Annotated in this window: 30 protein-coding genes and 2 pseudogenes; 6 read left to right on the forward strand and 26 right to left on the reverse strand. The window is 70.5% G+C overall.

All coding sequences use genetic code 11. The features are described from left to right. Positions 1–40: 40 nt before the first annotated feature. The 10 genes from DMP15_RS10500 to DMP15_RS10545 all read right to left on the reverse strand — a co-directional run bounded on the left by DMP15_RS10500 (position 41) and on the right by DMP15_RS10545 (position 9,829). Entirely contained in the window at positions 41–1,033 is a 993-nt protein-coding gene (locus tag DMP15_RS10500) for a sugar kinase (RefSeq protein ID WP_161152023.1), read from the reverse strand. Further along, entirely contained in the window at positions 1,030–1,653 is a 624-nt protein-coding gene (locus DMP15_RS10505; protein ID WP_073577957.1) for a bifunctional 4-hydroxy-2-oxoglutarate aldolase/2-dehydro-3-deoxy-phosphogluconate aldolase, read from the reverse strand. Before DMP15_RS10505 ends, DMP15_RS10500 begins: the two co-directional genes overlap by 4 nt. A 12-nt stretch (positions 1,654–1,665) precedes the next feature. Further along, positions 1,666–2,502 carry an SMP-30/gluconolactonase/LRE family protein gene (locus DMP15_RS10510; RefSeq protein WP_202417162.1) on the reverse strand — a complete coding sequence of 279 codons (837 nt, stop codon included), beginning with the start codon at positions 2,500–2,502 and terminating at the stop codon, positions 1,666–1,668. A gap of 50 nt (positions 2,503–2,552) precedes the next feature. Further along, the gene (locus DMP15_RS10515; protein WP_073577958.1) at positions 2,553–3,725 is read right to left on the reverse strand and encodes a mandelate racemase/muconate lactonizing enzyme family protein; all 1,173 of its coding nucleotides are present in this window, start codon (positions 3,723–3,725) and stop codon (positions 2,553–2,555) included. Continuing rightward, entirely contained in the window at positions 3,725–4,426 is a 702-nt protein-coding gene (locus DMP15_RS10520; protein WP_073577959.1) for a gluconate 2-dehydrogenase subunit 3 family protein, read from the reverse strand. The genes DMP15_RS10515 and DMP15_RS10520 overlap by 1 nt, the downstream gene beginning before the upstream one ends. Before the next feature lie 43 nt (positions 4,427–4,469). Continuing rightward, positions 4,470–6,137 (reverse strand): GMC oxidoreductase, encoded by a 1,668-nt coding sequence (locus DMP15_RS10525; protein WP_161152025.1) that lies wholly within the window; start codon positions 6,135–6,137, stop codon positions 4,470–4,472. A gap of 105 nt (positions 6,138–6,242) precedes the next feature. Further along, positions 6,243–7,904, reverse strand: coding sequence for a GMC family oxidoreductase (locus DMP15_RS10530; protein WP_161152026.1), 1,662 nt, complete (start codon positions 7,902–7,904; stop codon positions 6,243–6,245). Then, entirely contained in the window at positions 7,904–8,509 is a 606-nt protein-coding gene (locus DMP15_RS10535) for a gluconate 2-dehydrogenase subunit 3 family protein (RefSeq protein ID WP_161152027.1), read from the reverse strand. Before DMP15_RS10535 ends, DMP15_RS10530 begins: the two co-directional genes overlap by 1 nt. Before the next feature lie 39 nt (positions 8,510–8,548). Next, complete coding sequence (locus DMP15_RS10540) at positions 8,549–9,073, reverse strand: type 1 glutamine amidotransferase domain-containing protein (protein WP_073577963.1); 525 nt, start codon at positions 9,071–9,073, stop codon at positions 8,549–8,551. Positions 9,074–9,127: 54 nt separating this feature from the next. Beyond that, the gene (locus tag DMP15_RS10545; protein ID WP_073577964.1) at positions 9,128–9,829 is read right to left on the reverse strand and encodes a cysteine hydrolase family protein; all 702 of its coding nucleotides are present in this window, start codon (positions 9,827–9,829) and stop codon (positions 9,128–9,130) included. 402 nt (positions 9,830–10,231) lie between these two features. On the opposite strand from DMP15_RS10545, the pseudogene DMP15_RS30330 reads away from it, so the two are divergent. Next, positions 10,232–10,363, forward strand: a pseudogene (locus DMP15_RS30330) (IS481 family transposase); the annotation flags it as partial. Positions 10,364–10,395: 32 nt separating this feature from the next. Continuing rightward, positions 10,396–10,554 (forward strand): hypothetical protein, encoded by a 159-nt coding sequence (locus tag DMP15_RS10550; RefSeq protein ID WP_237453830.1) that lies wholly within the window; start codon positions 10,396–10,398, stop codon positions 10,552–10,554. 12 nt (positions 10,555–10,566) lie between these two features. Here the strand turns inward: DMP15_RS10550 and DMP15_RS10555 are convergent. After that, a pseudogene (locus tag DMP15_RS10555) lies at positions 10,567–11,831 on the reverse strand (IS3 family transposase). Positions 11,832–11,916: 85 nt separating this feature from the next. On the opposite strand from DMP15_RS10555, the gene DMP15_RS10560 reads away from it, so the two are divergent. Next, the gene (locus tag DMP15_RS10560) at positions 11,917–12,630 is read left to right on the forward strand and encodes a hypothetical protein (protein WP_161152029.1); all 714 of its coding nucleotides are present in this window, start codon (positions 11,917–11,919) and stop codon (positions 12,628–12,630) included. Here DMP15_RS10560 and DMP15_RS30335 read toward each other — a convergent pair. The 8 genes from DMP15_RS30335 to DMP15_RS10595 all read right to left on the reverse strand — a co-directional run bounded on the left by DMP15_RS30335 (position 12,519) and on the right by DMP15_RS10595 (position 16,938). Further along, positions 12,519–12,776: a transposase gene (locus DMP15_RS30335; RefSeq protein WP_161152030.1), complete on the reverse strand. Its 258-nt coding sequence runs from the start codon at positions 12,774–12,776 to the stop codon at positions 12,519–12,521. The genes DMP15_RS10560 and DMP15_RS30335 overlap by 112 nt on opposite strands. A 440-nt stretch (positions 12,777–13,216) precedes the next feature. Beyond that, on the reverse strand, positions 13,217–13,543 hold the full coding sequence (locus DMP15_RS10565; protein WP_161152031.1) for an STAS domain-containing protein: 327 nt from the start codon (positions 13,541–13,543) through the stop codon (positions 13,217–13,219). A 109-nt stretch (positions 13,544–13,652) separates the two neighbouring features. Further along, on the reverse strand, positions 13,653–13,859 hold the full coding sequence (locus DMP15_RS10570; RefSeq protein ID WP_337825779.1) for a GlsB/YeaQ/YmgE family stress response membrane protein: 207 nt from the start codon (positions 13,857–13,859) through the stop codon (positions 13,653–13,655). A gap of 118 nt (positions 13,860–13,977) precedes the next feature. Next, positions 13,978–14,277, reverse strand: a complete 300-nt coding sequence (locus DMP15_RS10575) for a hypothetical protein (protein WP_161152033.1) — start codon at positions 14,275–14,277, stop codon at positions 13,978–13,980. 106 nt (positions 14,278–14,383) lie between these two features. Further along, positions 14,384–15,016, reverse strand: a complete 633-nt coding sequence (locus tag DMP15_RS10580; RefSeq protein WP_337825780.1) for an Asp23/Gls24 family envelope stress response protein — start codon at positions 15,014–15,016, stop codon at positions 14,384–14,386. Further along, positions 15,013–15,672, reverse strand: coding sequence for an RNA polymerase sigma factor (locus tag DMP15_RS10585; RefSeq protein WP_337825781.1), 660 nt, complete (start codon positions 15,670–15,672; stop codon positions 15,013–15,015). Before DMP15_RS10585 ends, DMP15_RS10580 begins: the two co-directional genes overlap by 4 nt. Positions 15,673–16,125: 453 nt before the next feature. After that, positions 16,126–16,323 carry a CsbD family protein gene (locus tag DMP15_RS10590; RefSeq protein WP_337825782.1) on the reverse strand — a complete coding sequence of 66 codons (198 nt, stop codon included), beginning with the start codon at positions 16,321–16,323 and terminating at the stop codon, positions 16,126–16,128. 309 nt (positions 16,324–16,632) lie between these two features. Continuing rightward, positions 16,633–16,938: a hypothetical protein gene (locus DMP15_RS10595; RefSeq protein WP_202417163.1), complete on the reverse strand. Its 306-nt coding sequence runs from the start codon at positions 16,936–16,938 to the stop codon at positions 16,633–16,635. 145 nt (positions 16,939–17,083) lie between these two features. On the opposite strand from DMP15_RS10595, the gene DMP15_RS10600 reads away from it, so the two are divergent. Continuing rightward, complete coding sequence (locus DMP15_RS10600; protein WP_161152037.1) at positions 17,084–17,275, forward strand: hypothetical protein; 192 nt, start codon at positions 17,084–17,086, stop codon at positions 17,273–17,275. A 150-nt stretch (positions 17,276–17,425) separates the two neighbouring features. On the opposite strand, the gene DMP15_RS10605 is transcribed toward DMP15_RS10600, so the two are convergent. The 3 genes from DMP15_RS10605 to DMP15_RS10615 are packed head-to-tail and all read right to left on the reverse strand — an operon-like array spanning position 17,426 to position 20,584. Continuing rightward, a complete protein-coding gene (locus DMP15_RS10605; protein WP_337825783.1) occupies positions 17,426–18,469 on the reverse strand; it encodes a hypothetical protein in 1,044 nt (347 codons plus the stop codon). After that, positions 18,466–19,914, reverse strand: coding sequence for an NAD(P)/FAD-dependent oxidoreductase (locus DMP15_RS10610; RefSeq protein ID WP_337825784.1), 1,449 nt, complete (start codon positions 19,912–19,914; stop codon positions 18,466–18,468). The genes DMP15_RS10605 and DMP15_RS10610 overlap by 4 nt, the downstream gene beginning before the upstream one ends. A 43-nt stretch (positions 19,915–19,957) precedes the next feature. After that, complete coding sequence (locus DMP15_RS10615) at positions 19,958–20,584, reverse strand: GOLPH3/VPS74 family protein (RefSeq protein ID WP_337825785.1); 627 nt, start codon at positions 20,582–20,584, stop codon at positions 19,958–19,960. 225 nt (positions 20,585–20,809) lie between these two features. Here DMP15_RS10615 and DMP15_RS10620 point away from each other — a divergent pair, with 225 nt between their 5' ends. Then, positions 20,810–21,799: a TetR/AcrR family transcriptional regulator gene (locus DMP15_RS10620; RefSeq protein ID WP_337825786.1), complete on the forward strand. Its 990-nt coding sequence runs from the start codon at positions 20,810–20,812 to the stop codon at positions 21,797–21,799. 32 nt (positions 21,800–21,831) lie between these two features. Here DMP15_RS10620 and DMP15_RS10625 read toward each other — a convergent pair whose 3' ends face one another. Genes DMP15_RS10625 through DMP15_RS10635 form a run of 3 tightly spaced genes read right to left on the reverse strand, consistent with a single transcriptional unit; the run spans position 21,832 to position 23,942 of the window. Continuing rightward, positions 21,832–22,293: a nitroreductase family deazaflavin-dependent oxidoreductase gene (locus DMP15_RS10625; RefSeq protein WP_337825787.1), complete on the reverse strand. Its 462-nt coding sequence runs from the start codon at positions 22,291–22,293 to the stop codon at positions 21,832–21,834. A 48-nt stretch (positions 22,294–22,341) separates the two neighbouring features. Then, entirely contained in the window at positions 22,342–23,337 is a 996-nt protein-coding gene (locus DMP15_RS10630) for an alcohol dehydrogenase catalytic domain-containing protein (RefSeq protein ID WP_337825788.1), read from the reverse strand. Beyond that, complete coding sequence (locus DMP15_RS10635; RefSeq protein WP_337825789.1) at positions 23,334–23,942, reverse strand: NADPH-dependent F420 reductase; 609 nt, start codon at positions 23,940–23,942, stop codon at positions 23,334–23,336. Before DMP15_RS10635 ends, DMP15_RS10630 begins: the two co-directional genes overlap by 4 nt. Before the next feature lie 144 nt (positions 23,943–24,086). Between DMP15_RS10635 and DMP15_RS10640 the strand changes: the two genes are divergently transcribed. Then, positions 24,087–24,698, forward strand: a complete 612-nt coding sequence (locus tag DMP15_RS10640) for a TetR/AcrR family transcriptional regulator (RefSeq protein ID WP_337825790.1) — start codon at positions 24,087–24,089, stop codon at positions 24,696–24,698. A 66-nt stretch (positions 24,699–24,764) separates the two neighbouring features. Here the strand turns inward: DMP15_RS10640 and DMP15_RS10645 are convergent, their stop codons facing one another. Beyond that, on the reverse strand, positions 24,765–25,394 hold the full coding sequence (locus DMP15_RS10645) for a TetR/AcrR family transcriptional regulator (RefSeq protein WP_337825791.1): 630 nt from the start codon (positions 25,392–25,394) through the stop codon (positions 24,765–24,767). Positions 25,395–25,426: the final 32 nt, after the last annotated feature.

Raw genomic sequence — 25,426 nt, forward strand, 5'->3', positions numbered from 1 at the left:
GAAGAGTAGTGGTCTGGTCTCCTGGTCCGCCAGCGCGGCCTTAGACGGCGTCCGGAGGGGCCTTCGCCTGCTCACGCCGTGGGATGACCCCGTCGGGCAGGATCGCTCCCGATCCACCGACGACCTGAGCGGCGAGCAGATGGGCTGACTCGGCTGCCCGCGGCCGCGCTTCGCCTCGCAGGCGCGCGGCAATATACCCGGCGTTGAAGGAATCGCCTGCTGCGGTCGTGTCGACGACGGGGACATCGTGTCGTGCGGGTACGGACACGACGCCGCCGTCGGCCAGCACCAGGCACCCACGTTCCCCATCCTTGATGACGCATTCCGGGAGTCCGAGGCCCGCGATGCGCTGTGCGCACGCGGGGCCGTCGCGGTCGCCGAAGACGATCTGTTCGTCTGCCAGGGTGGGAAGGTAGAGGTCGGTCAGTTCGACCGTGCGCTCGATGGCCGTACGCGCATCGCCGACCGTCGGCCACCCCCGCCGCCTGAAGTTGCTGTCGAACGCGATCTTCGTGTCTCGGGCGCGGGCGGTCGAAAGGATCGACCAGAGTCGCTCTCGCGCCGACGCGGAGAGGATCTGAAGTGTGATCGCGGACAGGTAGATCAGGTCACTCGCGCCGATGGCGCGGTCGATCCGTTCCGGCCAGCCGTTGTCGAACAGGTGTCGTGCCGCGGACTCGGACCGGTGGTAGGTGAAAGTGCGTTCTCCCCGGTCGTCGGTTCGAACGAGATAGAGGCCCGGGGAATGGCCGGGTATGCGTTCGATCAGTTCCGTACCGATACCCTCGGTCTCGATCGCTGAGACGAGTTCGTCGCTGTACCAGTCGTCGCCCACGGCGGTGACGTAGTCGATGCACACATCTCGGGCCGGCGTGCCGCGTGCCAGATAGACCGCGGTGTTGAAGGTGTCGCCGGCGAAGTCGAGTGCGAGCGTGCGGTCGCTGTGGTGGGTGAGCTCGACCATGCATTCGCCGATGACGGTCACTCGGGTCGCCGGGGTGTTCACGGAGGTGGGTCTGATGAGGTCGGTCATGAGCGTCCCGGGCCGACGAGTTCCCGCAGCTCCGACATCTTCGCCTCCAGATCGTCGGCCGCGTACAGGTCGCTACCGACTCCTACGGCGAACGCGCCCGCGTCAAGCCAGGTGGGGACCTCGCTCACGGTGATGCCGCCGGTGGGGATGATCCGGGCCCCGGGCAGGATCGAGAGCAGGGACTTCAGGTAGGGCGGTCCGCCGAGGTGGGCGGGGAATACCTTGGCGACACCACGGTCGGTGGCTTCGCCGATCTCGGCCGGCGTGGTTCCGCCCTCGACGAACAGCACGTCCTGTGCGTGAGCGGGTGCTCGGGCTGCAGCGACCGGATGCGGACTGACCAGGAAGTCGGCGCCTCGCGCCAGCGCGCGCTCGGCGTCGGCCTCCGTGCGGACGGTGCCCAGGCCCACCAGTGCGTTCGGTGCCTCGGCCTTCACTGCGGCGAGGAGGTCGTGCCAGCCGGGGATGGTCGCGGTCACCTCGAGAACGTCCAGGCCGGCCGCGACCAGCCGTAGGGCGACGGCGTGACCGGTCTCGGCATCGGAGGTTCGCAGGACCGGAACGATCCGGGCTCTGCGTATCCGCTCGGCGCTGCGTTCCATCGCCGGGGAGAGGGGCATGAGGTCCTCTTTTCAGAACGCCCGGATTCCGGGAACCCGGGTCCGGAATCGATGGAGCGTGGTGCTGGCACAGATATAGAGGGTGCGCATGTCGTCGTCGCCCCAGGTGAAGTTGGCCGTCACCTCGGGAACGCGGATGACCCCGAGCGCACTGCCCGCGGGGTCGAAGACGTGGATGCCACCCGGCCCGCAGCTGAACAGGTTCCCGGCGCTGTCGATCTTCAGGCCGTCGGGTTCACCGGTGCCGGGGCCCGTCAGCCGCGCCCAGACCGCACTGCCGGCGACGCCGCTCTCGGTCAGCGCGAACCGGCGGATGTGCATCCGCTCGGTGTCGGCCACGAAGAGATGTCGCTCGTCGAGTGACAGGCACAGCCCGTTGGGCCCTTCGACGTCATCGGTCAGCAGCTCGAGGCCATGGGCGCCGAGCCGATAGACCCCGCAGAAGGGCAGCTCCCGCGACCGCGGCACGCCGTAGGGCACGGCGCGGCCGTAGGCGGGATCGGTGAAGTAGATCGTCCCGTCACCAGCCACGACCACGTCGTTGGGGCTGTTCAGCTCTCTGCCACGGAAGCGGTCGGCCAGGGTGACCAGCGAGCCGTCGGGCTCCTGTCGGACCAGCCTGCTCGTGGCGTGCTCGCAGGTGAGCAGCCGGCCCTGCCGGTCGTAGGCATTCCCGTTCGCCATGCGGCTGGGGTCCCGCAAGACCGACAGCGCGCCGCCTGCGGACAGCCGCGACATCCGAGCGGCGGGGATGTCGCTGAACACGAGCGACCGCTCGACCGGATGCCACACCGGGCCCTCGAGGAACCGGAACCCCGTGGCCACCCGGCGCAACGGATCGTCGGCCACCACCTCGTGCAGCCGGGGGTCCCGGACCTCGAGTGCGGGCACGCCAGGGCTCACTGCGCGCCGGCAGCCGGCGTCCCGGAGGCCGACGGTCGGGCGGTGTCCGGCGAGAGGGCGAACCGCTCGTCGGCGTCCGGGGCGAGCTCGACGCCCAGCCCGGGCGCGTCCAGCGCGGACAGGTACCCGTCCTTCACCACCAACGGGTCGATCAGCATCCCGTCCCAGCCCGGCCCGCCGTAGGCGTCGACCTCGATCAACGGGGTGTTCTCGCAGGCCAGGATCATGTGCAGACCGGCGGCCAGCGCGATCCCGGTGCCGGAGGAGCAGGCGATGTGCGGGATGCAGCTGAGGTTCCAGGTGCTGGCCATGTCGGCCACCCGCTTGGCCTCGGAGATCCCGCCGACGCTCGTGGCGTCGGGCTGCAGGATGTCGAAGGTCCGCCGGGTGAGCAGATCGATGAACTCGAAGCGGGTCAACAGCGATTCGCCGCCCGAGAGCTGCAGCGACACCCGGTCGGCCAGCCACGTGTGGTCGTCGGCGTACTGGGTCAGGCTGCGCGCGAGGATCGGCTCCTCGAGCCACGCCACCTGCAATCCCTCGAGTTCTCGGGCGAGCTGCAGCGCCCCGCGCCGGTCGTAGGACATGTTGGCGTCCACACCGAGGTCGATGCCGGCGCCGACGGCGTCGCGCACCGAGCCGACCAGCTCGACGGCGTCGCCGATGTCCCCGAGGACCCGCAGCTTCATCGCGGTGTAGCCGTCGGCCACCGCACGTCGAGCCTCCTCGACGATCTGGTCCACCGGCTTGACCGAGGGCGCGAAATAGGCGCGCACCGTATGCTTGGAGGATCCCAACAAGCGGTGCACCGGCTGGTCGGAGATCTTGCCCAGCAAGTCCCACAGCGCGATGTCGATGCCGCTGAGCGCGTAGGTCTCGATACCGCGGCGGCCCCACATGTGGGTTGCGTCGAGCATCTGCTGCCAGAGGGCCCCGATGTCGCGTGGGTCCTGGCCGACGAGCATCGGTGCCAGTTGCTGGTTGATGATCGGGCCGACGGTCGGGAAGTACTCCGAGGAGAATCCCGCTTCTCCGATCCCGACCAGACCCTCGTCGGTGGTGACCCGTACGACGATGCCGCCCTTCGAGGTGACCACCATGGCGCCCCACCGAAGTGGTTCGTCCAGCGGTGTCCCGAGTGGCCTCGCCTCGACACTGGTGATTCGCATCAGCCGACCTTTCCGAGATGCGGGACGAGCTCGTTCCAGTCGTAGTCACCGACATGGAAGAACTCCGTCGTGCTGTAGGTGCCGTCCATCGTGTCCTTCAGTGTCGTGGGGCCGGGAAAGCCGATGACGTCCCAGCCGACTCGGTTGCGGTTGCCGCCGTAGACGGGGTCGCAGTAGAAGCCCTGCCGGGTGTGCAGGCACAGCGCCTCGAAGAAGGGCAGCCCCTGGTCGAACACGCCCTGCAGGAAGGTCCGGACCGCCTCGCTCGTGCCCAGCGTGACCGGCCCGGGCTTGGCAGAACCGGACAGCGCTTCCAGCACGGTGTCCTGCTCGGACTCCGTGAGCGCGACGAACCGCCGGTCGAAGTGTTCTTCGGCGAGCGCGTCGAGTGTCCGGATGCCCTCGCGGTAGGTCCGCTGCATGTCCGACATCCGGGCCCGCCACGCGTCGGCGAACTTGCCGGTCAGCTTGAGGAACCCGCTGCCGTCGGCGGCGGCGAAGATGTAGTCGATACCCGAGAGGTAACGGTCGAGGAACACGACCACCCGCGCCTCGCGGGCACCCGGGTCGTGGTCCGTGGGGATGATGCGGGCGGTGGCCGCCTCGATCGTGTCCCACTCGTGGTCGGTGAAGAACAGCCGCTCGTCGGAATCGGGATCGATCGGGGAACCGACGACCTCCCAGTCGGCCTTCAGCGTCATGACGTCCTCCTTTCCGTGGGTGGAGCTTCGGGAGTGGTGGATTTCAGTCGAGCGTGATGTGCTCGTCGCGGCCTTTGGACCAGATGTCGCTGATGTATTCCGACACGCGCCAGGCGTTGGCCATCATCGTCAGCGTGGGGTTGACCCCGGTGGAGCTCGGGAAGCAGGACCCGTCGACGACGAAGAGGTTGTCCACGTCATGGGACTGGCACCACTCGTTCAGCACGGTCGTGGACGGGTCGGTTCCCATCCGGGCCGTGCCGTGCTGGTGGCAGGTGTTGCCGGTCATCCGGTCCAGGTAGACCGGCACCGTCTTGCTCGCGCCGGCGACCTGCAGGATCTCCGCGTTCTTGTCGACCTGCCACTTGCTCATGGCCACGTCGTTGGCGTGGGGCTTGTGCGTGATCCTGGCGACCGGCAGGCCCCAGGCGTCCTTGACCGTCGGGTCGAGGTCGACACGATTCGACTCGACCGGCATGTCGTGCAGGATCGCCCCGATCTTCATCGCGAAGTTGAAGTAGCTTCGGTCGGCGTCCTTGAGCGACTGACCCCACGTCGGCCGGCCGGGAAAGACCCAGTTGATCGGATGACAGGTCTGCGAGGCAGAGATGAGGCAGCCGCCGATGTGGCCGCGATTCTCGTCGGTCTCGTAGAACTCGAAGGTGCCTCCCGAGATGTAGTTGCCGGCCCAACCGTGCAGCGGGTCGTCGATCTCCTGGTCGAACAGGCCCACCGCGAAGACGTACTCGTGGAAGGTCGCGTTCTTGCCGACCATGCCGCTGGAGTTGCCCAGGCCGTCGGGGAACTGCGGGGACGTCGACATCAGCATCAGCCGGGCGGACTCGATCGCGCCGAGACCGAGCACGACCACCTTCGCCTCCTGCGCGGTCTCGACGCCGTCCGGGTCCACGTAGACGACACCGGTGGCCCGGCCGTCCTTGCCGACGGTGATCTCGCGGACGAAGGACTCCGAGCGGAGCTCGAAGTTCCCGGTGGCCACGGCCTCCGGGATGAACGTGGTCAGCGTGTTCGAGCGCGCGGTACTCGGGTCGCCGTACTGATTCCAGAAGCTGGTGGTGTTGAACGGGTCCCGGCCCTTGTGGTCGTGGGTGACCATCGCGTGCGGGATCGGGAAGCCGTTGACGCCCATCTCGTTGCAGGCGTCGTAGAAGCGCTTGCCGAACTTCGTCGGGCGCAGCGGCACACTCGGGTAGCCCTTGCTCCGGAAGGGCTCGTACTTGTCCGCCCCGGCGATGCCGGAGATCCCGAACTCCCACTCCACCTTGGTCAGGTAGGGCTCGAGGTGCTCGTACCGAATCGGCCAGTCCGCCAGGCTCGCACCGTCGAGGTCCCCGTGCAGGCTGCGCTGCAGGAAGTCCGACTCGCGCGGCCGCGGCACCCAGCCCGCCCAGTGGTTCGTGCCGCCGCCGACGAGCTGCGGGGTGGGCGAGAACGGGAAGCGCTCGGCCTCCGAGGTCTCGTCGTGGCGCAGGGTGCGGGGAAACAGGTTCGGGTCCGGCCACAGGTAGTTGCGGTTGACGAACTTGAGCTCGTCGCCGGAGTAGTGGTCCTTCGCGGACAACCACGGGCCGCGGTCGAAGCCGACGACCTTGAGGCCGGCCTCGCTGAGCACCTTCGCGGCCGTGGCACCGGTGGCCCCGAGCCCGACGACGATCGCGTCGACCGGCTCGGGTTTCTTGGCGTGATGCACGTGCCTTCCTCTCCACGCCGGCAGCGGTGCCGGCGCATGATGGCGTGCGCCGGCCCGAGGGAGATCGCCCTCGGGCGCGGGAAACGGGTGGGGCGGACAGCGGCGCTACAGCGCGGGCGCGTCCGCGTTGCTCGGGGTGATCGTCTGCGACGCGATGTCCCGGTGGCGGCGCGTGATGTACTCCGCGGCGCGGACCGCGACGGCCTGCAGCGTGCTGGTGGGGTTGACCGCGGCACCCGTGGTGAGCGAGCTGGCATCGGTGATGAACAGGTTGGGCACGTCCCAGGTCTGGTTCCACTTGTTCGTGACCGAGTCCTCGGGAGTGTTGCCCATCCGGCAGGTACCCATGATGTGCCAACCGGGCGGTGGCGCGTCGATCCCGCCGATGCCGCTCGTGGTGGTGTCGATGACGCCACCGGCGGCGTCCGCGGCCTCGCGGGCGCGCTGCTGGCCCCACTCGACGAGCCTGCGGTCGTTCTCGTGCAGCTCGTAGTGGACGTGCGGCGCGGGCAGCCCGCTGGAGTCCCGCACGTCGGGATCGAGGGTGACCCGGTTGGTGCGCACCGGCAGGTCCTCGCCCTGCACGTAGATCAGCGCGTGCCGGCCGAAGTGCTCGTCGAAGAAGCTGCGGTGCCCGGCGCCCCAGGGCGCGAGGTTGCCGGTGTTCGTCCCGAGCGCGCTGGTCGCGGCGCCCAGAGAGGTACCGACCTGGAGCGAGAAGCCGTTGACGAAGCCCCGGGACGGGTCGCTGTCGTAGAACTCCTGGCTGTAGAGCACGGCGGGCTCCGGGCCCTTGAAGCCCTCGAGCGGCTCGTCGAACCAGAAGTCCACGAAGGACCAGCTGTGGTACATCAAGTGCGTGCCGACCAGGCCGTTGGAGTTGGCCAGCCCGTCCGGGTGGCCCTGCTGCGCGGACATCAGCAGCAGCCGGGGGGTGCCGATGGAGTTCGCGGCGACCACCACGATCCCGGCCCGCACCTCGTGCCGCTGCCCGGTCACCCGGTCGATGTAGGTGGCGCCGGTGGCCCGGCCGTTCTTCGCGTTGATCTGCTCGACCCGGGCGTTCACGCGAAGGTCGACGCCGTTGCGCAGGGCCGCCGGCCAGTACGACACGTCGGTCGAGGCGATCGAGTGCCGGGGGCAGCCCGCGAGGCAGAAGCCGCAGTCGTTGCACGCGAGCCGGTTGTCCTTGGCGCGGGTGAGGATCGCGTTGTCGGCGGGCCACCAGTGCCAGCCGAGTTTGTCGAAGCCCGAGCCCATCTTGTGCCCGACCTTGCCGCCGCGGCTGGCCGGGCCCCACCCCTCGGGGCGTGCCGGGTTGCCGGGGTCGCCGGTCCGGCGGGCCACGCCGATTTCGGCGTCGTTGATCGCGTAGAACGGCTCGAGCTCCTCGTAGGAGATCGGCCAGTCGATGGTGCCCTCGACGCCGTGCTCGGTGCCCTTGCGGAAGTCGACCGGCTTGAACCGGGGCCAGGCCGCCGCATAGTGCAGCGTCGAGCCGCCCACCCCGGTGAAGGTGTACGGGGTCGTGTTGCCGGTGACCGGGTAGTCCTCGGGGAACTTCCGGACGTTGGGCTCGAACGACCAGCTTCGCTTGCGCTCGAGCTCCCAGCCGTCGTACATATGCGGGTGGTCCATCGCGTGGACCCAGTCGCCCTGTTCGAGGCAGACGACCTTGATGCCGGCGTCGCTGAGCCGCTTGCTCACCGCTCCACCGCCGGCGCCGGCCCCGATCACCAGGACGTCGGTCTCCGTGTACGCCGCCATCAGTTCTCTCCTGCTTCCCGGGCCTGCCGTGCCGAACACATCGGGAGGTCGGCGGGGATCGCGACCCGTCGCACCTCCTCGGTCCGGATGTAGGTGCCGCGCACCCGGCTCAGCAGCTCGTCGTCCCAGTCGTCCATGACGTCGGAGTAGCCGTAGGGCTGGGGGCTGTTGCGGTAGTCCCGGCCCGCGGGCAGGCGGTTGACGGCCCGGATGACCTCGGGCCGGGAGTAGTACGCGTGGTAGACGACGTCCCGCAGACGCGTGAAGAACTCCTGCTCGTCGCGCTCCAGCCCTTCCAGGACCGTCACGCGCTGCGCCGAGGTGGCGTCGGCGAACTCCTGCCCGAGCCCGTCGAGCCGGGCCCGGAAGTCGTCCTCGCCGAGGAACGGGAACCACCTGGGTTCCAGCCCCGACGGCGTCACGTACCGGCCGATGAACGAGATCACGTCGACCTCGCTGGGCGGCGGGAAGCCGTCGCCACCCGGGATGAGCTCGTCCGCCGCGGCGTTCAGCACCGCGGCCTGCGTCTCGGTCAGCCGGACCCCGGGCAGCCAGCCGCCCAGGGGCGGCTTGGCGTCGCGCGCGGTCACGCTCAGATCCGTCACGTTCCCTCTCCTTTGCGGGACGTCGTCGACCCCCTCGGGTCAGGCGCGCTCGAGATAGCTGACGATCGCCCGGCCGAAGTCGGGCAGGTCGACCGGCGTGCGGGAGGTGATGACGTTGCCGTCCTCGACCACCGGCGCGTCGACCCAAGTGCCTCCGGCGTTCTCGACGTCGGTCTTGATCGGCAGGTAGCCGGTGATCTTGCGGCCCTTGGTGGCGCCCGCGGAGGCGAGCATCCAACCGCCGTGACAGATCGCGGCGACCAGCTTGCCGGACTCGTAGGCGTCCTTCACCAGGTCGATCATCTCCGGGTGCAGGCGCATGTTGTCCGGCGCGAATCCGCCGGGGATGACCACCGCGTCGAAGTCGGCGGCCGAGACCTCGGAGGCAGCAGCGTCCGCCTCCATCGGGTAGTGCTCCTTGCTCTCGTAGCTGCCCTTGGTGCCGCTACCGATCACCTTCACATCGGCACCGGCCTCCTGGAGACGCAGGTGGGGATACCAGCCCTCGAGAATCTGGTACTCGTCCTCGATCAGCAGGGCGACCTTCTTACCGGAAATCGACATGTCACGTCCTCGCGTTCGTCGTTCGTCGGGGGAGTACGAAGTCTCGTGTCCCGCTCAAGCGTCGATCATCTTCAGGAACTCGATGCTGGTGCGCACGTCGCCGTGGTTGGCCTGGATCTGGCGCAGCGCCTCCCAGTGCTGACCGAAGCCCATCGGGTCGTCCTTGCCGGACGGAATGGCTGCCGTGGTGTCGGCCAGTACGACGATCTTGAAATCCTGGTTGGCCCCGTCGATCGCGGTAGCGATCTGACAGTTGCCGGTGGACAGGCCCGCGACCACGAGGGTGTCGCAGCCGGCCTTGCGCATGTATTCGGTCAGCGCTGTCCCGTAGAACGAGCTGAAACGGTGCTTGCGGAACACCGGCTCGTCCGGGAGCGGCTTGAGCTCGTCGACCAGCTCATCGCCCCCGTTACCCCAGGCGCCCGGGAACTGCGCCAGCGCGCCCTGCAGGCCCCACTTCACGTCGGCGAAACCGGCGTCCTTGCCGTCAGGGCGCAGCCCCCACAACGACCACACCACGGGAATGCCCTTGGAACGGCAAGCTTCCAGGACGTTGACGACCGGCTGCACGACGTCCTTGCCCTCGGGGGCCCCGCCGGTGCTGGGGATGTACATGGCACCACCGGGCTGCGCACAAGCCTTCTGCATGTCCAGGACCAGAAGCATCGTCTTCGTCGGATCGATCACCGGCGCTACCCAGGCCGAGCGGTCGATGTGCGTGTCGATGTGGGTGTAGGTGTAGTCGAGCGAGGACATCGTTGCTCCTTTGCATTGACTCGGAACGTCGAGAGGACGAGGACGGCAACCGAGCCGAGCCTGCCTCGCGCACTGGATCGAGTAGTTTCAGGTGACCAGGTGGTCTGACCACACATAACCGGATCAGCACCAGCGATGTCAACAGTCAAGCCATCCAGTCAGTCCGAGCGGTGGGGTCACCCGGGCGAACTTCCTGGCCACGGCAACGGCGATGAAGTAGAGGCGCAGCCAGCCGCCCGACGGAGCCGGCCCTCGACCAGCAACTCGATCTAGGTGTGCCGACCGGAGACGTTGGTCGAACTCGTGTGATGACACGACCTGATCGGTCTTGAACGGGGAGGACCTCCCGTGGTTGGTGTGGAGCTGTCTGACGGCATCCACCCCTGACTACCGGAGGTCCTCGTGGTTCACGCTAACGCCCCGCTGTCCGAACGCGGCCGATTACGCCTGGCCCGTCTGATCGTCGAGGGCGACGTTCCGATCGCTCAGGCCGCCGCCCGGTTCCAAGTGGCCTGGCCGACCGCGGAACGCTGGGTCGACCGTTACGCGTCGACGGTCCTGTCGGCATGGCCGATCGTTCGCGCCGCCCGCACCACTCGCTGCGGGCGACGCCGGCGCCGGTGGTGCGCCGGATCGTGCACCTGCGCTGGAAGAAGCGCTTGGGCCCGGTCCAGATCGCCGACCGGGTCGGGGTCGCACCCTCGACTGAGCCGCTCTGGGTCTGATGGAGACTCGCGCTATGGGATTCCGACCGGCTGTTGGTCGTCCCAGTGGGCAGCGTAGAACGTGCGCTCGTACTCGGCCGGTGGGCGGTCGCCGAGGTAGCCGTGCAGGCGCTGCTGGTTGTGCCAGTGCACCCAGCCCAGCGTCGCGAGCTCGACGTCCTCCACGGTCTTCCACGGACCGTCTCGGGTGGGACCGCGGATCAGCTCGGCCTTGTAGTAGCCGTTCACGGTCTCGGCCAGGGCATTGTCGAACGAGTCCCCGACACTGCCGATCGACGGAACCGCACCGATCTCGGCGAGCCGCTCGCCGTACCGAACTGATGTGAATTGAGCTCCGGCATCGCTGTGACACCGCAGATCCGGCAGCCGCGTGCCGCGCGACCAGCGGGCCATCTCCAGCGCGTCGAGCACCATCGACGTGCGCATGTGCCCTGCGACTCGCCAGCCCACGATCATCCGCGAGAAGGCGTCGACGATGAAACACACGTAAGCGACCCCGGCCCAGGTCGGCACGTAGGTCAGGTCGGTGACCCACAGCTGGTTCGGCGCGTCAGCCCGGAACCGGCGCTTCACCAGGTCCGGATGGCGGGCCGCGACTGGATCCGCCCGGGTGGTGCGAACCCGTTTCGTCCGTTGCGCGCCCTCGATCCCCGCCGCCCGCATCAAGCGGGCGACCTGATCGCGGCCGACGTCCAGGCCGGCACGGCGGGCGGCCTTCTAGAGCTTGCGGACTCCGTAGACGCGGTAGTTGTCCACCCACAACCCGACCAGCGCAGGAACGAGATCACCGTCGCGCCGGGCCCGCGCCGAGGGCAGACGAGTCTTGGCGGCGTAGTAGCTGCTCGGGGCCACCTGCATCACGCGGCAGATGAGCTCGACCCCGAGCCGGCGCCCCTCCACCACGTCCTCGCGGTGGGCGTCGATGAACTGCACTATCTGCGGTACTGGCGGTCGAGCTCCGCCCCGAAGAAACTCGCAGCCCGCTTGAGTACCTCGTTCGCCCGGCGCAGCTCCCGGACCTCCTGCTCGAGTTCACGCACCCGGGACGCCTCGTCGGTGGACACGCCGGGCTGGTGGCCGTCGTCGATATCGGCTTGGCGAACCCACAACCGCACCGACTCTGCGCCGTAGCCGAGCTGATCGGCCACCCGCTTCACCACGCCATGGTCGTGGCCCAGCTCGGTGCGCAGGGTGCGGACCATCCGCACCGCCGCGGCCTTCTCCTCCTGCGAGTACCGCCGCGTCGTGGGCTTGCCCGCAGTTCGTTCTGACGGCATGACTCCATCCTCGTTTCCAAGACCAGGAGTCTCCACCGGACCCAGAGCGGCTCACCCGGTCGTCGTCGCCGCACACGGGCTGGCCGTGACCGGACCGCTCACCCTCGGGCTGGCGGTGTCGGGGCTGCTCGCGCTGCTGCGCGACCCGCAGTGGCGGCCGCTGCGCTACCTGGCAGTGGCCTACCTGCTGTTGTTCATCGCGGTCCTGGTCTCCGCGGGCCGGCACTACTACCTGACACCGATCTACCCGGTCCTCGGTGCCGTCGGTGCCGTCGCGCTCCAGCGCCGCCGGGAACGCCGCGGGCCACGCCGCGCCTGGCCGGTGGTCACCGCCGGCGCAGTGCTGGCCACGGCCGGTGCCGCGTCGTCGGTGCTGCTCGCGTCCCCGGCCTTCGCCGCCCCGCTGGCCACCAGCACCGCAGCCACCTGGTCGGCGTTACCCGACGAGGACCGCGCGCGCACCGCACTCGTGGCGGTTCCCTACGTCCACGCTGCGCTTCTCGACGCCGCCCCACCCGACCTCGGCCTGCCGGCGGTCCACGGAACCAACAGGGCGTACGGCTGGTTCCCGCCCCCGCCGGACACATCCGACGCGATGCTGCTCGTCGGCAGTCCCGACCTCTTTCGCCCCTACTTCACCTCCGCCCGCCCACTGCGGACAGTGACGGCGTCGACCCCGCTGGGGACCTACGGGGGCCTGGTGGAGGAGAACACGACCATCTGGCTGCTCGAGGACCGGACCGTCACCTGGCAACAGATGTGGTCCGAGCTCAGAGACCTCTCAGCCATCGGCCGGTGACACCCGGTCCCCACTGGGCCGGTGCCGACCCGGAGCCCGAGCACGTCTCGCGCGCCGTCGCAGTTGATGTCGATCACGACGTAGATCGGGTGGTCGGCCACCTGGCCCTCGCGGATCTGGACGTACAGCGCGTATATGAGCACCACGGGTCGGCCCGATCGAGGGGGCGGCTCCGTCGGGCGGTGATTCCGTCGACGACCTTGTCGGTGACCTCCGAGGCCAACCCCTGCGGCACGGTGGCGCCAAAGACCTCGCCGAGTTCCGCGGGACCTTCACCTCGACGGGCCCGATCTCGATGCGCACCGTCTTCGCGAACTCCCATTGCGGTGGTTGTCGCCGCGCAGGTTCTGCTGATCAACGGTCGTCTCCGCTGGCGGTGGTCGCTGGGGACGAGCACGGCACGGGTGCGGTCGCCCTGGAGGCGACGCAGGGTTGGTGATGCGAGGTCGGCGGCGTAGTGGCAGAGCCGGTGTGCCGAGAGGGCCGCGACGGTGGTCCGGTGGGCGAGGGTGATCTCAAAGCGTGGGGGTCGCGGTGGCGCCGGGGTGTAGTGCCGTGCCGGGCCGGTTCTGCCGGGTCGTGCCGGTCAACGCTCGTCGGTGATCGTGATCGCGAGCGGCGACGGATGGAGGCGGTCGGTGACCAGCAGGGCCCGCTCGGCGGGGCTGCCCCGCCCGATGATCAGTTGCAGGGCGGTGCCACGGCTCGCGGCGTGGGTGTGCGTGGCGGTGAGCATGGTGATGGCGCGGACGGAGAGGAAGATGACCTCGCGCAGGTCGAGCACGACCCGGTCGGTGGTTCCGCTGTAGTCGCGTAAGCGGCGTTCCAGTGCCGGGCTCGTCGCGGCGTCGATCTCGCCGTGGATCGTGAGCAGTACGGCTCCGGTGGGGTGCTCCCGCTTCTCGACGAGCATGACGTGGGTATGTGGCCGGGGCCGGGTCACGGGCTCACCACTCGCGGCGGGACGGTGCAGCTGGTCCGGGGCCGGTGGTGTCCGGGCTGGAACCATCGGGCTGTTCCGGTCACCGGCGGGTTCGGCGGCCGATGACCAAGCGGTAGATCACGAGCAGGACGATTGAGCCGATCAGCGCGATGATCCAGGTGCGGAGGTCGAAGAAGGCGCCGGTGCTGATCCCGAAGAGCCGGGAGCTGACGAATCCGCCGAGCAGCCCGCCCAGGATGCCGAGAATGACCGTGACGAGGATGCCGCCGGGGTCCTTGCCCGGCATGACCTATGTGGCCAGGGCGCCGGCGACGAGGCCGACGACGACCCATCCGAGGATTCCCATGATGTGTCCGTATCTGTGAGCGCACCACGCTGATGGCGCTTCGTGCGGAGTGCTGCGTTCAGGGCTGTGTGTCGGTGACCGGCCGCGGCTGCGGCTGCTGGGGGGTTCGGTCCGGCGCCGGTGCGTGGGTTCCGTGTGTCCGGTCGCCGGTACCGGGGGGCGTGGTGCCGGTGGCGAGCGGACCGCGGGCTCGGCGGGCGAGCAGGCGCTGTGCCCAGGTCAGGACGTGGGTCAGCGCGGAGGGGCCGTGGCGGCGTTCGATGGCGCGTCCGAGTGCGCCCAGGACGCGGCTGAGCAGCGGGACGGCGATCGCGAAGATCGCCCAGGTGCGTAGGTGGCGGGACAGCAGGACCCACATGCTGCAGCTCCTCGGGTGTCGGTCGTGGTCGGTGGTCATGGGCTCGGACATCGCGCGGGACCGGTCCTCACGCCGCTCACCGATGACGTGGGTCACGATGACCGGGTCAGTCGAGGACGTCGTCGATGATCACGATGATCTGGGTGGGATCGAGGTCGGTGAGCTGTCGTACGCGGTCGGTCACGGCGCGGCGGACGTCCGCGGCCAGCTGGTGCAGTGAGCGGCCGTAGTCGGCGGCCAGAGTGATCTCGATGACGGTGCTGGTGCCGGCGACTCCGACGTGGACCTCGGAGTCGGTGTCCTGGTGGGAGCCGGTGAGGTCCCTGCTCAGCGCGACGCGGACGCCGGGTACCTCCTGGGCGCTGTGACGGGCGGCGACGACCACGACCCGGGCCGCGACGCGGGTGGTGCCCTGCGGGCCGCGCAGGGTGGCGTAGTCGGTGACCTCGACCGCTCCGCGGATCCGCGCGAGTGCGGCGTCGATCCCGGCCTCGGGGGTGTCGACCTGTTCCGCGGCGAGCTCGCGCATCGGTGACCACAGCCGGTCGAACTCGGCCAGGGCCGCCTGGCAGTGGACACAGTGGTTCTGGTGGGGGTCGAGGGTGGCGGCGTCGCCGCGGGCGACCTGGTCGAGCAGATCGTCGCGGGACCGGGCGCAGGGCAGCAGGTCCGGTCGCAGAGGGATGTGTCCGCCGCCGGAGGCCTGGTCCCCTGTGCGGTCGTGCTCGTGGCTGGTCATGTCCACTCCCGCATGGTCTCGGCGAGCTGTCGGCGCCCACGGGACAGGCGTCCCCGGACGGTCGGTTCGGAGACGCCGAGGATGCTCGCCGCCTCGTCGTAGCTGAGCTGCTCGATGTCGATCAGCACGATCGGGGCGCGCTGGTCGGCCGGGAGCCCGGCGAGCGCGGCGAGCGCCGCGCGCAGGCGGTCGCGTGCCTCGGCCTGGGCGTCGGCGCCGGGGGACCTGACGAGGTCGGGATCCTCGAGGGGGGTGTCATGGCGGCGGCGCTTGAGGTGGGTGATGCAGCGGTTGACCACGATCCGGTAGAGCCAGGTGGTGAACATGCTGTCACCGGCGAAGCCCGCCAGCGCGGTCCAGACCTGGATGACCACGTCCTGGGTGATGTCCTCGGCGTCGTCGCGGTTGCCCAGCATGCGCAGCGCGATGCGGTGGATGCGGTCGCGGTGGCGCCGGATGAGGACCTCGTAGGCCTCGATGGAGCCGAGCTGGGCCTTGCCGACGAGCCAGGCGTCGGCCTGGTGGTCGATCTGGTCGGCGTTGCGGCCGGGGCCTGCGCCGGCAGGGGACCGGCCGGGGCGTGCTGGTCGATCGGTCTCGGCGACGGCGCGGTCGGTGCGCCGGTGGTCGGGGTGTGGTCGGGAGGCGCCGGTCATCGCGGCGGGCCGTTCGGACGGCGGCGGTGGCTATGCGCACGCTGGCGCCGTGGGTCCGGGTCCGGGTCCGGGTCAGACATGACACCTCTCCTGGATGATGGCCGAGTGGTCCTCCGCCTTCTGCCGCATCCGGAGCCCTGCAGGTGACGGGCGTGCGGGCCGGGTCCCTGGGTCCGCGGTCGTCGGTCGGCAGGCCGGTGCGGAGAGCGGCGGGCCGTTGCGGCGCGCCGGTCGCGGTGGCGGAGGGCTGCACCCGGCGGGGTGTGGGCGGTGCCCGTGCGAGGCCGGCGGCGAGACCTGGTGTTCGGGCGCGACGGGCGAAGGCGGTGGCGGGGCCCGTGGTCCCTGGAGAGCACGGGCCCCGTACCGCGAGAGGAATGCCGCAGGCCGAGCTTCGGTCCCGGGTGGCTCCGTCGGAGCGAAGGGGATGTGCGCTGCTCGGAGGTGTCGCGGTCAGTCCTTGGTGAAGGTGTCCTTGACGTTCTTGGCGGTGTCCTTGGCCTTCTCGCCGGCCTGCTTGGCAGCGGCCTCGGCCTGGTCGGCCTGCCCGTCGCGCTTGAGGTCGTCGTTGTTGGCGACGTCGCCGACCTTCTCCTTGGCCTTGCCGACCGCGTCCTGGGCCTTGTTCTTCGCCTTGTCGGTGAAGCTCATCGTCGTTCTCCTGTCGTCTGACGGATGTGTCGCCGGTCCCCGGACCGATCGAGCCGGGTGACGGTCGTGCCACGGCAGACAGCGCAGGCGTCCGCGGCGGTGGACGACGGTGCGGGCGCTCGGGCCGGCGTCGTGTGCGATGCCGGCCATCTCGTCCGCAACGGCCATCCGACAGTTCTGACGACTCCCGGCCCCCGATCCTCACGCGCCGAGATGGTGACTCGTGTCACGTACCGGTGAGGGTGAGTGCAGAAGCCGCCGGGCTCACCGACGTGCCGTCGATCGGGATGGCGACCGGATGAGCCACGCTCAACACGACACCGATCGCGATCCCCGTTCTCGCCCAGCCGCGGAGGGGCCGAACGCGAGAGCGACACCGAGGTCTCCCACGGTGTCCCCGGCGATCACGGCGGTGCCGACTCCTCCGATGACGAGCAGGGCGGTTCCCAGCGCCTCCGCGGCGCTGCTGCGCAGCAGGGTGGGCGGGTGCGGATCGGTTCCGACCGACTTCTTGTCCTGGGGATCCGAGGTGGCTCCGGAGGTGGACGCCCCGGCAGAGGATCCGATGTCCGATGCGGTCGCACTCTGCGGCGAGACGATCTTCGGCACGCTCACCCGCCTCTGCAGCGTTCTCGGCGCCTCGGGCCGGTGACCTCGGCGTCGTTGTCGAGTGACGGTGTCGGCCGCGCGGCGCGCGGTGGCGGCGACCTCGCCGCGGACCTGGCGTCCGGTCCGCGCCAGCGAGGCGGCGGTTCGGGCCGTGGTCTCCCGGACGGTGTCGATGGCGGAGTCGAGCGCTTCGGCCGGGGCGTCCGTCGCTGCCGCCCTGACCGGACTCCTCCTGTTCGCGACCGCGGTCCACTCCGGAACCCCACTCGACGCCGACGCCACCGTCGTCGACCTCATGGTGAACCTGCGTGCAGACCGCGACATCCGACAGAATCCGTCGTGACCGTCGGTCACGACACTGTCCTCCACATCCGGTCGACTCTGCGCCGGGCCGCGCGCGTGATCGATGAGCACGACTCCGGACTGCCGTGGCGTGCGGCGGGACGAGGAGCCGGGAGCGCGACCGGGCAGGCGAGGTCGCTGATGACGGTGGTCATTCCGGCCGGCTCAGCGGATGCTCGTCGCGGGGATCGGCAGCCGCGGCTCTCCGCCGCCGGAGATGCTCGGCGAGACGTGCCAGCAGGTACACCTGTGTCACGATCGCGACCGAACCGACGAGTGCGGCGGTCGGTGACGCGGGCATCATGAACGCGGTGTGCGACACGAGGATGCCGCCGATGAGCCGGATCCGGTGCCGGTCACTCCACCCGGGCGATGCCTGCCAACGCAGGAGCAGCCAGCCGAACGGGACGGCGGTCATCAGTCCGACGACCAGCCGCTGGGCGGGGGACATCAGGTCGCCGAGCAGCATCGTGGGGCCGAGGCCGAGCGGGAGCAGCGTGGTGAGGAACGCCATGGTCAGGTACCCGGACACGACTCCGACCAGGGTCGGGTGGGGCGTCTTCCGGGCCCCGCGAACGCGGGCGGTGACGCCGCGGCGGGGGAGGACCAGCAGCGCGACCACGCCGAGCGTCGCGATGAGTGCGAGGAACAGGAGCGTGAAGCCCCAGGGGGTCCGGTAGCCGGGGTCCTCGGTCGCCGAGATCAGGTGGCGGAGCCCGAGCACGCCCAGGACCGCGAGGGAGCCCGCGCCGGCCAGGCCCCGGTTGCCGAGGTAGGGCCGGTCCCGTTGTGCCGGGAAGAGGAGGTCGGTGAGGGTGATCGGAACGAGGACGCTGAGCACGACGTGCACGCCGACCTGGGATTCCCAGTAGGTCCAGTTCACGCCGAGCGCCCGGAATCCCCAGTCGGCGGCGCCGTACATCCGGGGGCTGGTCAGGGCCTGCAGGCCCAGGCCGTCCTCCGCGACCTGGTAGGCCACGCCCAGCAGTACGAGGCTCGGCCAGGTGCCACCGGCCCGCACGGTCGCCTCACGGAGCACGAGGACACCGGCGCCGTACATCACCATCAGCAGCGGCACCAGCAGCCAGGTGAACGGCACCGCGACCGCGGTGAAGGTGAGCTCCGCGCACACCGTGGTCAGCAGTGCGAGCGTCCAGGGCGCCCGGTTCCACCGCCGGTTCCCTGACCGGTTCATCCAGTGGCCGCCTCTCTGTGTGTCGGGTGGTGCGGTCCCGGTGGGGTCAGCGACCGTCGTGTGTGCAGGAGCTCGTCGAGCTTCGCGTTCTGGGCCTTCGCCATGGCCGTGGCCGCCTGTTCGACGACCGCGCGTTCGGCCGGGTCGTCCGGCATCGGCGGGGCGAGATCCGGATGCAGACGGGAGGCGCGCAGCCAGGCGTCGATGTCCGGGTTCGCTGCCCAGCGCAGCTGTTCCGCGTTCGCCGAGAGGGCGAACCGGAGCCAGTCCACGTCGCTGCTCGGGTAGGGGGTGACGGGGCAGAGTTCGTTGCGCACGGTGTCGTCGGGACCGGTCACCTCCACGTGTGCGACGAGTGCGGCGCTGAACACCGGCTGGCACGCGCGGACCGGCTGCAGGGTGATCAGTCCGTCCTGGAAGATCGGTACGACGGGCAGCTGCTTCACGGCGTCGGCGGTGCAGTCCACGTGCAGCACCTGGGGGCCGGTCGGGAGCGTGCCGCCGTCGAGTTCGATGGCCGTCGGGTCGATGCGTGTGACCCGGCCGAGGCGGACGACGTCGGTGATCCTGCGCAGCTGTTCCAGCTCGGCCCGGGAGACGGTGGCGCAGCGGAACGCCGTCGGCCGCTCGTCCGGGGAGATCCTCAGCAGCGCTCCCGCCGCGTCGAGCCGGTCGAAGAGGTCGCCTACCGACTCGGCGCCCATGATCGCGGAGTGCTTCGCGGCGTGGTCCGCCGCGATGTCCGCGGGGCGGCGCAGCGGCATCGGCTGCACCGTCGCACGGTCGATGAGCCACGGCGCTCGGGGCATGATCCAGGTCAGGTCGGCGGGGTCGACGCCCTGCTCCAGCAGCCAGAGGCAGGCGTCGATCCCGGTCTTGCCCGCTCCGACGACGACGTATCGGTCGGAGGACTCGCGAACGGCGGGCAACTCGTTCGGCGGCACGACTCGGATCCCGTCGGCGACCGGGAACGCCGGCGGCCGCATCGCGGGCACCGTGACGCCCTGGTAGGTGGTGTCCACGATCCTGCGCCGCACGGTCACCCGGTACCGGGTGACCGAGGTCGTCACGTGGAACCGTCCGCCACCCCGGTACTCGGCCATCGGGAAGTAGGAGACCCGCCCGGACGGCAGGAACGTCCGGCGCATCACCTGGTCGAAGTAGTCGCAGATCTCGGCGGCGCCCGCCAGCTCGTACATCCCGGCGTTCCAGCCCGTCCGGTCGACCCGGTCCTCGCCGAGCGGGCGGGAGTTCACGCCGTACATCGCCGACGGTTGGTGCAGCCGTACGAAGGGGTAGGCGATGGTCCAGTGCCCGCCGGGTCGGTCGTAGCGGTCGACCATGGTGACGGTCGCCCGCGACTCGGTCAGCACCGTGTCGACGAACGCCATCGCGGTCGCACCTGCGCCGATCACGAGGTAGTCGGTGTCGATGTCGGTCACCATCGTGTCGCTCCTGTCTGTCTGTCTGTCTGTCCGGCCGGTCGGCTCAGCCCGAGGCGGCCATCGCAGCGACGGCGCCCTTCGTCCGGGCGATCGCCGTGCGCACTGCGGGACCGACGGCCTGCCCCGTGGCGATGTCGCCCATCCGGGTGCGGACCTGCCTCCGGTGACCGGTGGGCAGCGCGCGGCGCCACAGCCTCGCGGCGTGCAGCACGCCGATCAGGGCAGCGGTGCGCTCGTCGGGCTCGTGCCCGTCGAGGACGGCGTCGGCGAGCCTGCTGCGGATCTCGGATCCGGCCGAGGAGTCCTGTGTGGGGTAGCGATGCGCCGGGACGAGACCGAGCAGCCGGCCGCGTCGGCGCCGGAGCACACCGCGTTCGACGAGCGCGGCGATGGCGCGCCCCGGCGCCCCGGCGCGCGTCCGTCGCAACAGCGTCGAGACCTTCACCCGGCCCGCGACCTCGGCGAGGACGGTGTCGAGGTGCCCGGCCCCTGTCGGAGCCGGGTCCACGACCGTGACGACGTCGTCGTCCCCCACGGCGATGCGCTCGGCGAGGGCCAGCTCGACGACGACCGCACCGGCCACGGCCCAGTCCAGGCCGAGGCGGGTCCCGCCCCTGCCGGTGTCCTCGTCGAGGGCGATGAGGACGACTTCCTCGGCGACGGTGAGCATGGGGATGTCCTTTCCGGTCCGGCGGGTGGTGCGGGGCGGACCGCCGGGTGGCGAAGCCCCGGTCGCTGACTGCGTACGCTGTAGCGAACTACGCGTACACTGTCTCCACGAGGATGTGAGACGGTCAACAAATCGTGCTCAAACGCCTCTGCGAAGTGAACTAGTGCGGCGGAAGTGAACTAGTGCACTTCCGCCGCTGTCGACGACGACGCTCAGGAGGTCCGCATGTCGGAGGACGCTCAGCCGGAGCCGCTCTACCGGCGGATCGCCGGGGAGTTCGCCGCCCGGATCCGATCCGGTGATCTGAGGCCAGGGGACCGGATCCCGTCCATCCGGCAGATCGCCGACCGGTGGAACGTCGCGATCGCGACCGCGACGAAGGTTCTTGCTGTCCTGCGCGACGAGGGCCTGGTCGAGGCGAAGGTGGGCTCCGGCACCGTCGTCAGCGCCCCCACGAACGGGCCGCGCCGGCCGGGCCGGGCGCAGCCGTCCGCTTCCCGGCCGTTCCGGCCGCGTCCGGCCGGCGGAGCGAGGCAGGCGCTCAGTCGCGAGCACGTGCTGCGGACCGCTGTCGCGATCGCCGACGTCGAGGGTGCGGGCGCGGTGTCCATGCGGCGGGTCGCCGCCGAGCTCGGCGTGGGGGCGATGTCCCTCTATCGCCACATCGCGAACAAGGACGACCTGATGACCGAGATGGCCGACCTGGTCTTCGGGGAGCTGGGACTCCCCGACCCGGGACCCGACGGCTGGCGAGCCAGACTGGAGCTGATCGCGCGGTGGCAGTGGGGGCTGTGCCGGCGACACCTGTGGCTGCCCCGAGCGGTGTCGTTCACCCGGCCCTCGATGGCGCCGAACATGATGGCGCACACCGAGTGGACCCTGCGGGCGCTCGAGGGTCTCGGCCTGTCACTGCGCACGCGGATGCAGGAGGCGCTCGCGCTGCATTCGTTGGTGATCAACGCTGCACTGTCCACAGCGGACGAGGTGGAGGCCGAGCAGGAGACAGGTGTGTCGCTGGGCCGGTGGCGGCAAGCGCAACGTGCACGGAGCGACGCGCTGTTCGCCGGCGGGCGCTTCCCCTTGCTGGCGCAGGTCCATGAGCAGGTCGTCCCCGACGTCGACGAGCTGTTCGACTACAGCCTGGCCCGGCACCTGGACGGGTTCGCGGTCCTGGTGGGGGAGCCACCGTCGAGCAACTCGCGGTCGGCCCCGTGACCGCCGGCTCCGTGCCGGGACTCCTCGACGGGTCAGTCCGTGACGGGTTCGAGCAGCACCACCGGCACCTCCCGGTCACCGGTCAGGACGGCGCGCTCGCGCAGGTCGGCGAAGAACGGGTACAGCCCGTCGGCGTAGGCGAGCCAGTCCGCGCGTTCGGTGCCCTCGGCGACGCGCGCGGTCATCAGCGCCCGGCGGGCCCCGTCCTGCAGCTGCACCGTCGGGTGGGCGGTCAGGTTGTGGAACCAGCTCGGGTGCCGGGCCTGCCCACCGGCCGACGCTCCGAGGGCGTAGACGCCGCCGCGCTCGATCCGCATCAGGGGGGTCTTACGCAGCGTGCCCGACCGTGCCCCGCGGGTGGTCAGGACGACGACGGGGCCGCCCAGCATGGTCGCACCCTCCCGGCCGTCGGTGCGTTCGTAGAGCTCGACCTGGTCGCGGGTGGTGGGATCGGAGCTGGGGACGTACTCGCCGTCCAGCAGGTTCGGTGTCATGCCGGGTCGTTCCTTCCGTCGGTGGGTCCCGGACCCTGCGGGCCGGGGTCAGAGAGTGATCACGGTCTTGCCGACGCTCCGGCCGCTCTCGACGAGCGTGTGTGCGGCCCGCATGGCTTCGGGGGTCAGTCCCTGCAGCGTCGTCGTCCCGATCGGACGCAGGCGGCCCGCCACGACGTCGCCCGCCGCGCGGGCGAGGATCCGGCCCTGACGGGCGGCGTCGCCGCCGGTGACGATCGTGCTGAACACCATCTCGCCGTGCAGCGACAGCGACCTGACGGCGACCGCCTCCAGGTCCCAGCGCCCCGGCGCGTCGACGAAGGAGAGGTGTCCGAACGGGCGCAGCAGCTCGACGTACGAGGTGAGCCGGCTGCCGGTGTCCGAGGTGGACAGCACGAGGTCGACGGGGCCGACCCCGGCGTCGCGCAGCTGGGCGGCGAGGTCGCGGTGGTGGTCGACGACGAGGTCGGCCCCCAAGGCGGTGGTCCACTCCCGTGACTCGGGCCGCGACGCCGTGCCGATCACGAATGCCTGCGTCCACGTCGCCAGCAGCTGCGTGGCCATCGAGCCCACACCGCCCGCGGCGCCGACGACCAGGACGTTCCCGACGCCGGCGGGCAGTGCGTCGCCATCGCGGACGAGCGCCTCCCACGCGGTGAGCACGCCGATCGGCAGGGATGCTGCGTCGGCGAACGTGAGCTCGTCGGCGATCGGGGCGACGACCCGGTGGTCGACCGCGACGCGTTCGGCCCAGCTCCCGTCGCGGGTGATGTCGCCGGTGCCCATCACCCGGTCCCCGACCGCGAACCCGGTGGCCGCGGGCCCGGTCGCGACGACGACGCCCGCGAACTCCCAACCGAGGACGACGCGACCGCCCGGCGGCGCACTGCGGGTCCGCCGGATCGCGGCCTCGCCGGGGTTGATACCGATCGCCCGCACCTCGACCAGCAGGTCACCGGCCCGCAGCCGCGGTTCGGCGACGTCGACCAGATCGATGGCGAACGCGTCGAGCAGGTGCGCCCGCTCGTAGGCGAGTGCCTTCACCGCGCCTCTCCGTCCGGGTCCTGGCGCAGGGCGTGCAGGGCCGAGAGGGCGCCGCCGACCTGCATCAGCCGTCCGCCGTCGCGCAGCGGTCCGGCGTCGACCGGGGCGAACCCGATGCGGTCGGCGAGCTCGTGGAACGTGGCCTTGGCCGCGGTGTCGTCGCCGGCGTGGAACAGCAGCTGCCGCCCTGCCGGGTGCCGGGGGTCGGCGGCGATGTAGCGGGCGTAGAGCGTGTTGAACGCCTTGACCACGCGTGCGCCGGGGGCCAGCGCCGCCACGAGCTCGCTCGGCGTCGCCGCACCGGGATCGACGTCCGCAGACTCCGGCATCCGGTTGGTCGTGTCCACCAGGATGCGGCCGTCCCAGGGTGGGAGCCCGGCCAGTGCGTCGCCGACCCGCGGCCACGGCACGGTCAGGAACACCATGTCGGCCCGCGCGGCGTCCTCGACCGGCGCCGCCCGCACCGACGCCCCCAGCCGCGCCACGACATCGCGCAGCGAGTCGGGGCCGCGGCTGTTGCTCAGGGTGACGGTGTGCCCCGCCCTCACCAGCTGACCGGCCACGGCCTGCGCGACCGTCCCGGCGCCGATGGTTCCGAACCGCACGAGAACCCCTCCTTTGATGATGAACGACATCAATAACTACACGACCGGAGGTGGGTGCCGTCAACCCGGACGGCCAGTTTTGATGTTGGCCATCATCGAAAGTCGGCTAGACTCGGCCGGGTCCTGGCCTGGGAGGTGGTCGACATGCCCCGCGTCACACGGGAGCAGAAGCAGCGCAACCGCGAGCGGATCCTGGCCGCGGCGGGCGAGGGGTTCCGGCTGCGCGGCATCGACGGGACGGGCATCGACGGACTGATGAAGTCGGCGGGCATGACCCACGGCGGCTTCTACAACCACTTCGCGTCCAAGGGCGATCTCGCCGTCGAGGTCCTGCACCAGGGCTTCATCGACTCGCTGGCGGTGCTCGACGGCCTCCGTGCGGCACACCCCGGCTCGGCGCGCGCCGCCCTGGACGGCATGATCGACCAGTACGTCGACGCCGAGCACCGGGACCACCCCGAAGCCGGATGTCCCTCGGCCGCACTCGTCTCCGACGCGGGACGGCACGGCGCCGGCGCGCAGGCCGAGTACCGCCGCGGTCTGGACGGCTACTTCGACGCCATCGCGGAGATGGTGATCGAGTGCGGCCGCGAGATCGGTACCGAGATCACCCCGGCCGAGGCCAGGGAGCAGGCGGTGGCACTGTTCAGCCAGATGGTCGGCGCGCTCCTGCTCGCCCGGGCGGTGGCCGACGTCGCCCCGGACCTGTCGGACGAGGTCCTCGCGGCCAACCGGAACCGGCTCAAGGACCGGTGAGCGCGCGGCGCAGCGGGCTCACGGGCCGATGATGCGCCGCTCGCCCGCGTGGTGATCGTCGGCGGCTCAGGTCCCCGAGCGCTCCACCGGCGCCTCCCGCCGAGGTGGGTAGGCATCACGGATGCGGTGCAGGGTGTCCGTGACGACGGCGCGGACGTCGGCCTCCTGTAGCGGGGCCGGGCTCAGTGCCGAACCGAGCGAGAAGCCCTCGACCAGGGTGAGCAGCAGGAGCGCTTCGCGGTGCAGTGCCTCCTCGTCGATCACGCGGTCGGCGAGTGCCGCGCGCAGGAGCGACCGGATCGCCTCCGCGGCCGCGAGCGAGGTCGCGGCGACCTCGGCTGCGAACCCCGGGTCCGTGCGCGCCATCACCCTGTACTCGACGAGTGCGATGTTCTCCTTGCGTTCCTGCTCGCTGGTGGGTGCGACGAGGACGACCAGCTCGGCGACCCGGCTCGCCGGATCCCCGGAGAGCCCTGGGTTGCGGTGCTCCGCGCGCTGGAGCAGGACGCCCAACGTGAACGACATGACCTCCCGCAGGTTGTCGCCGAAGTAGTGCCGGATGCTCCCGATGGCCAGGCCGGAGCGTGCGGAGATCCGGGCGAGGGTCACCGAGCGGAGTCCGTGCGCGGCGATCTCGTCGATCACGGCGTCGGCGACCTGCGCTCGCCGGGCATCCGGGTCCACGCGTCTGGGCATGGCCCCACTCTATCGCCCGATGTGGCATGAGC

This window comes from Pseudonocardia sp. UM4_GMWB1 (assembly GCF_017312155.1).
Lineage (GTDB): Bacteria > Actinomycetota > Actinomycetes > Mycobacteriales > Pseudonocardiaceae > Pseudonocardia > Pseudonocardia alni.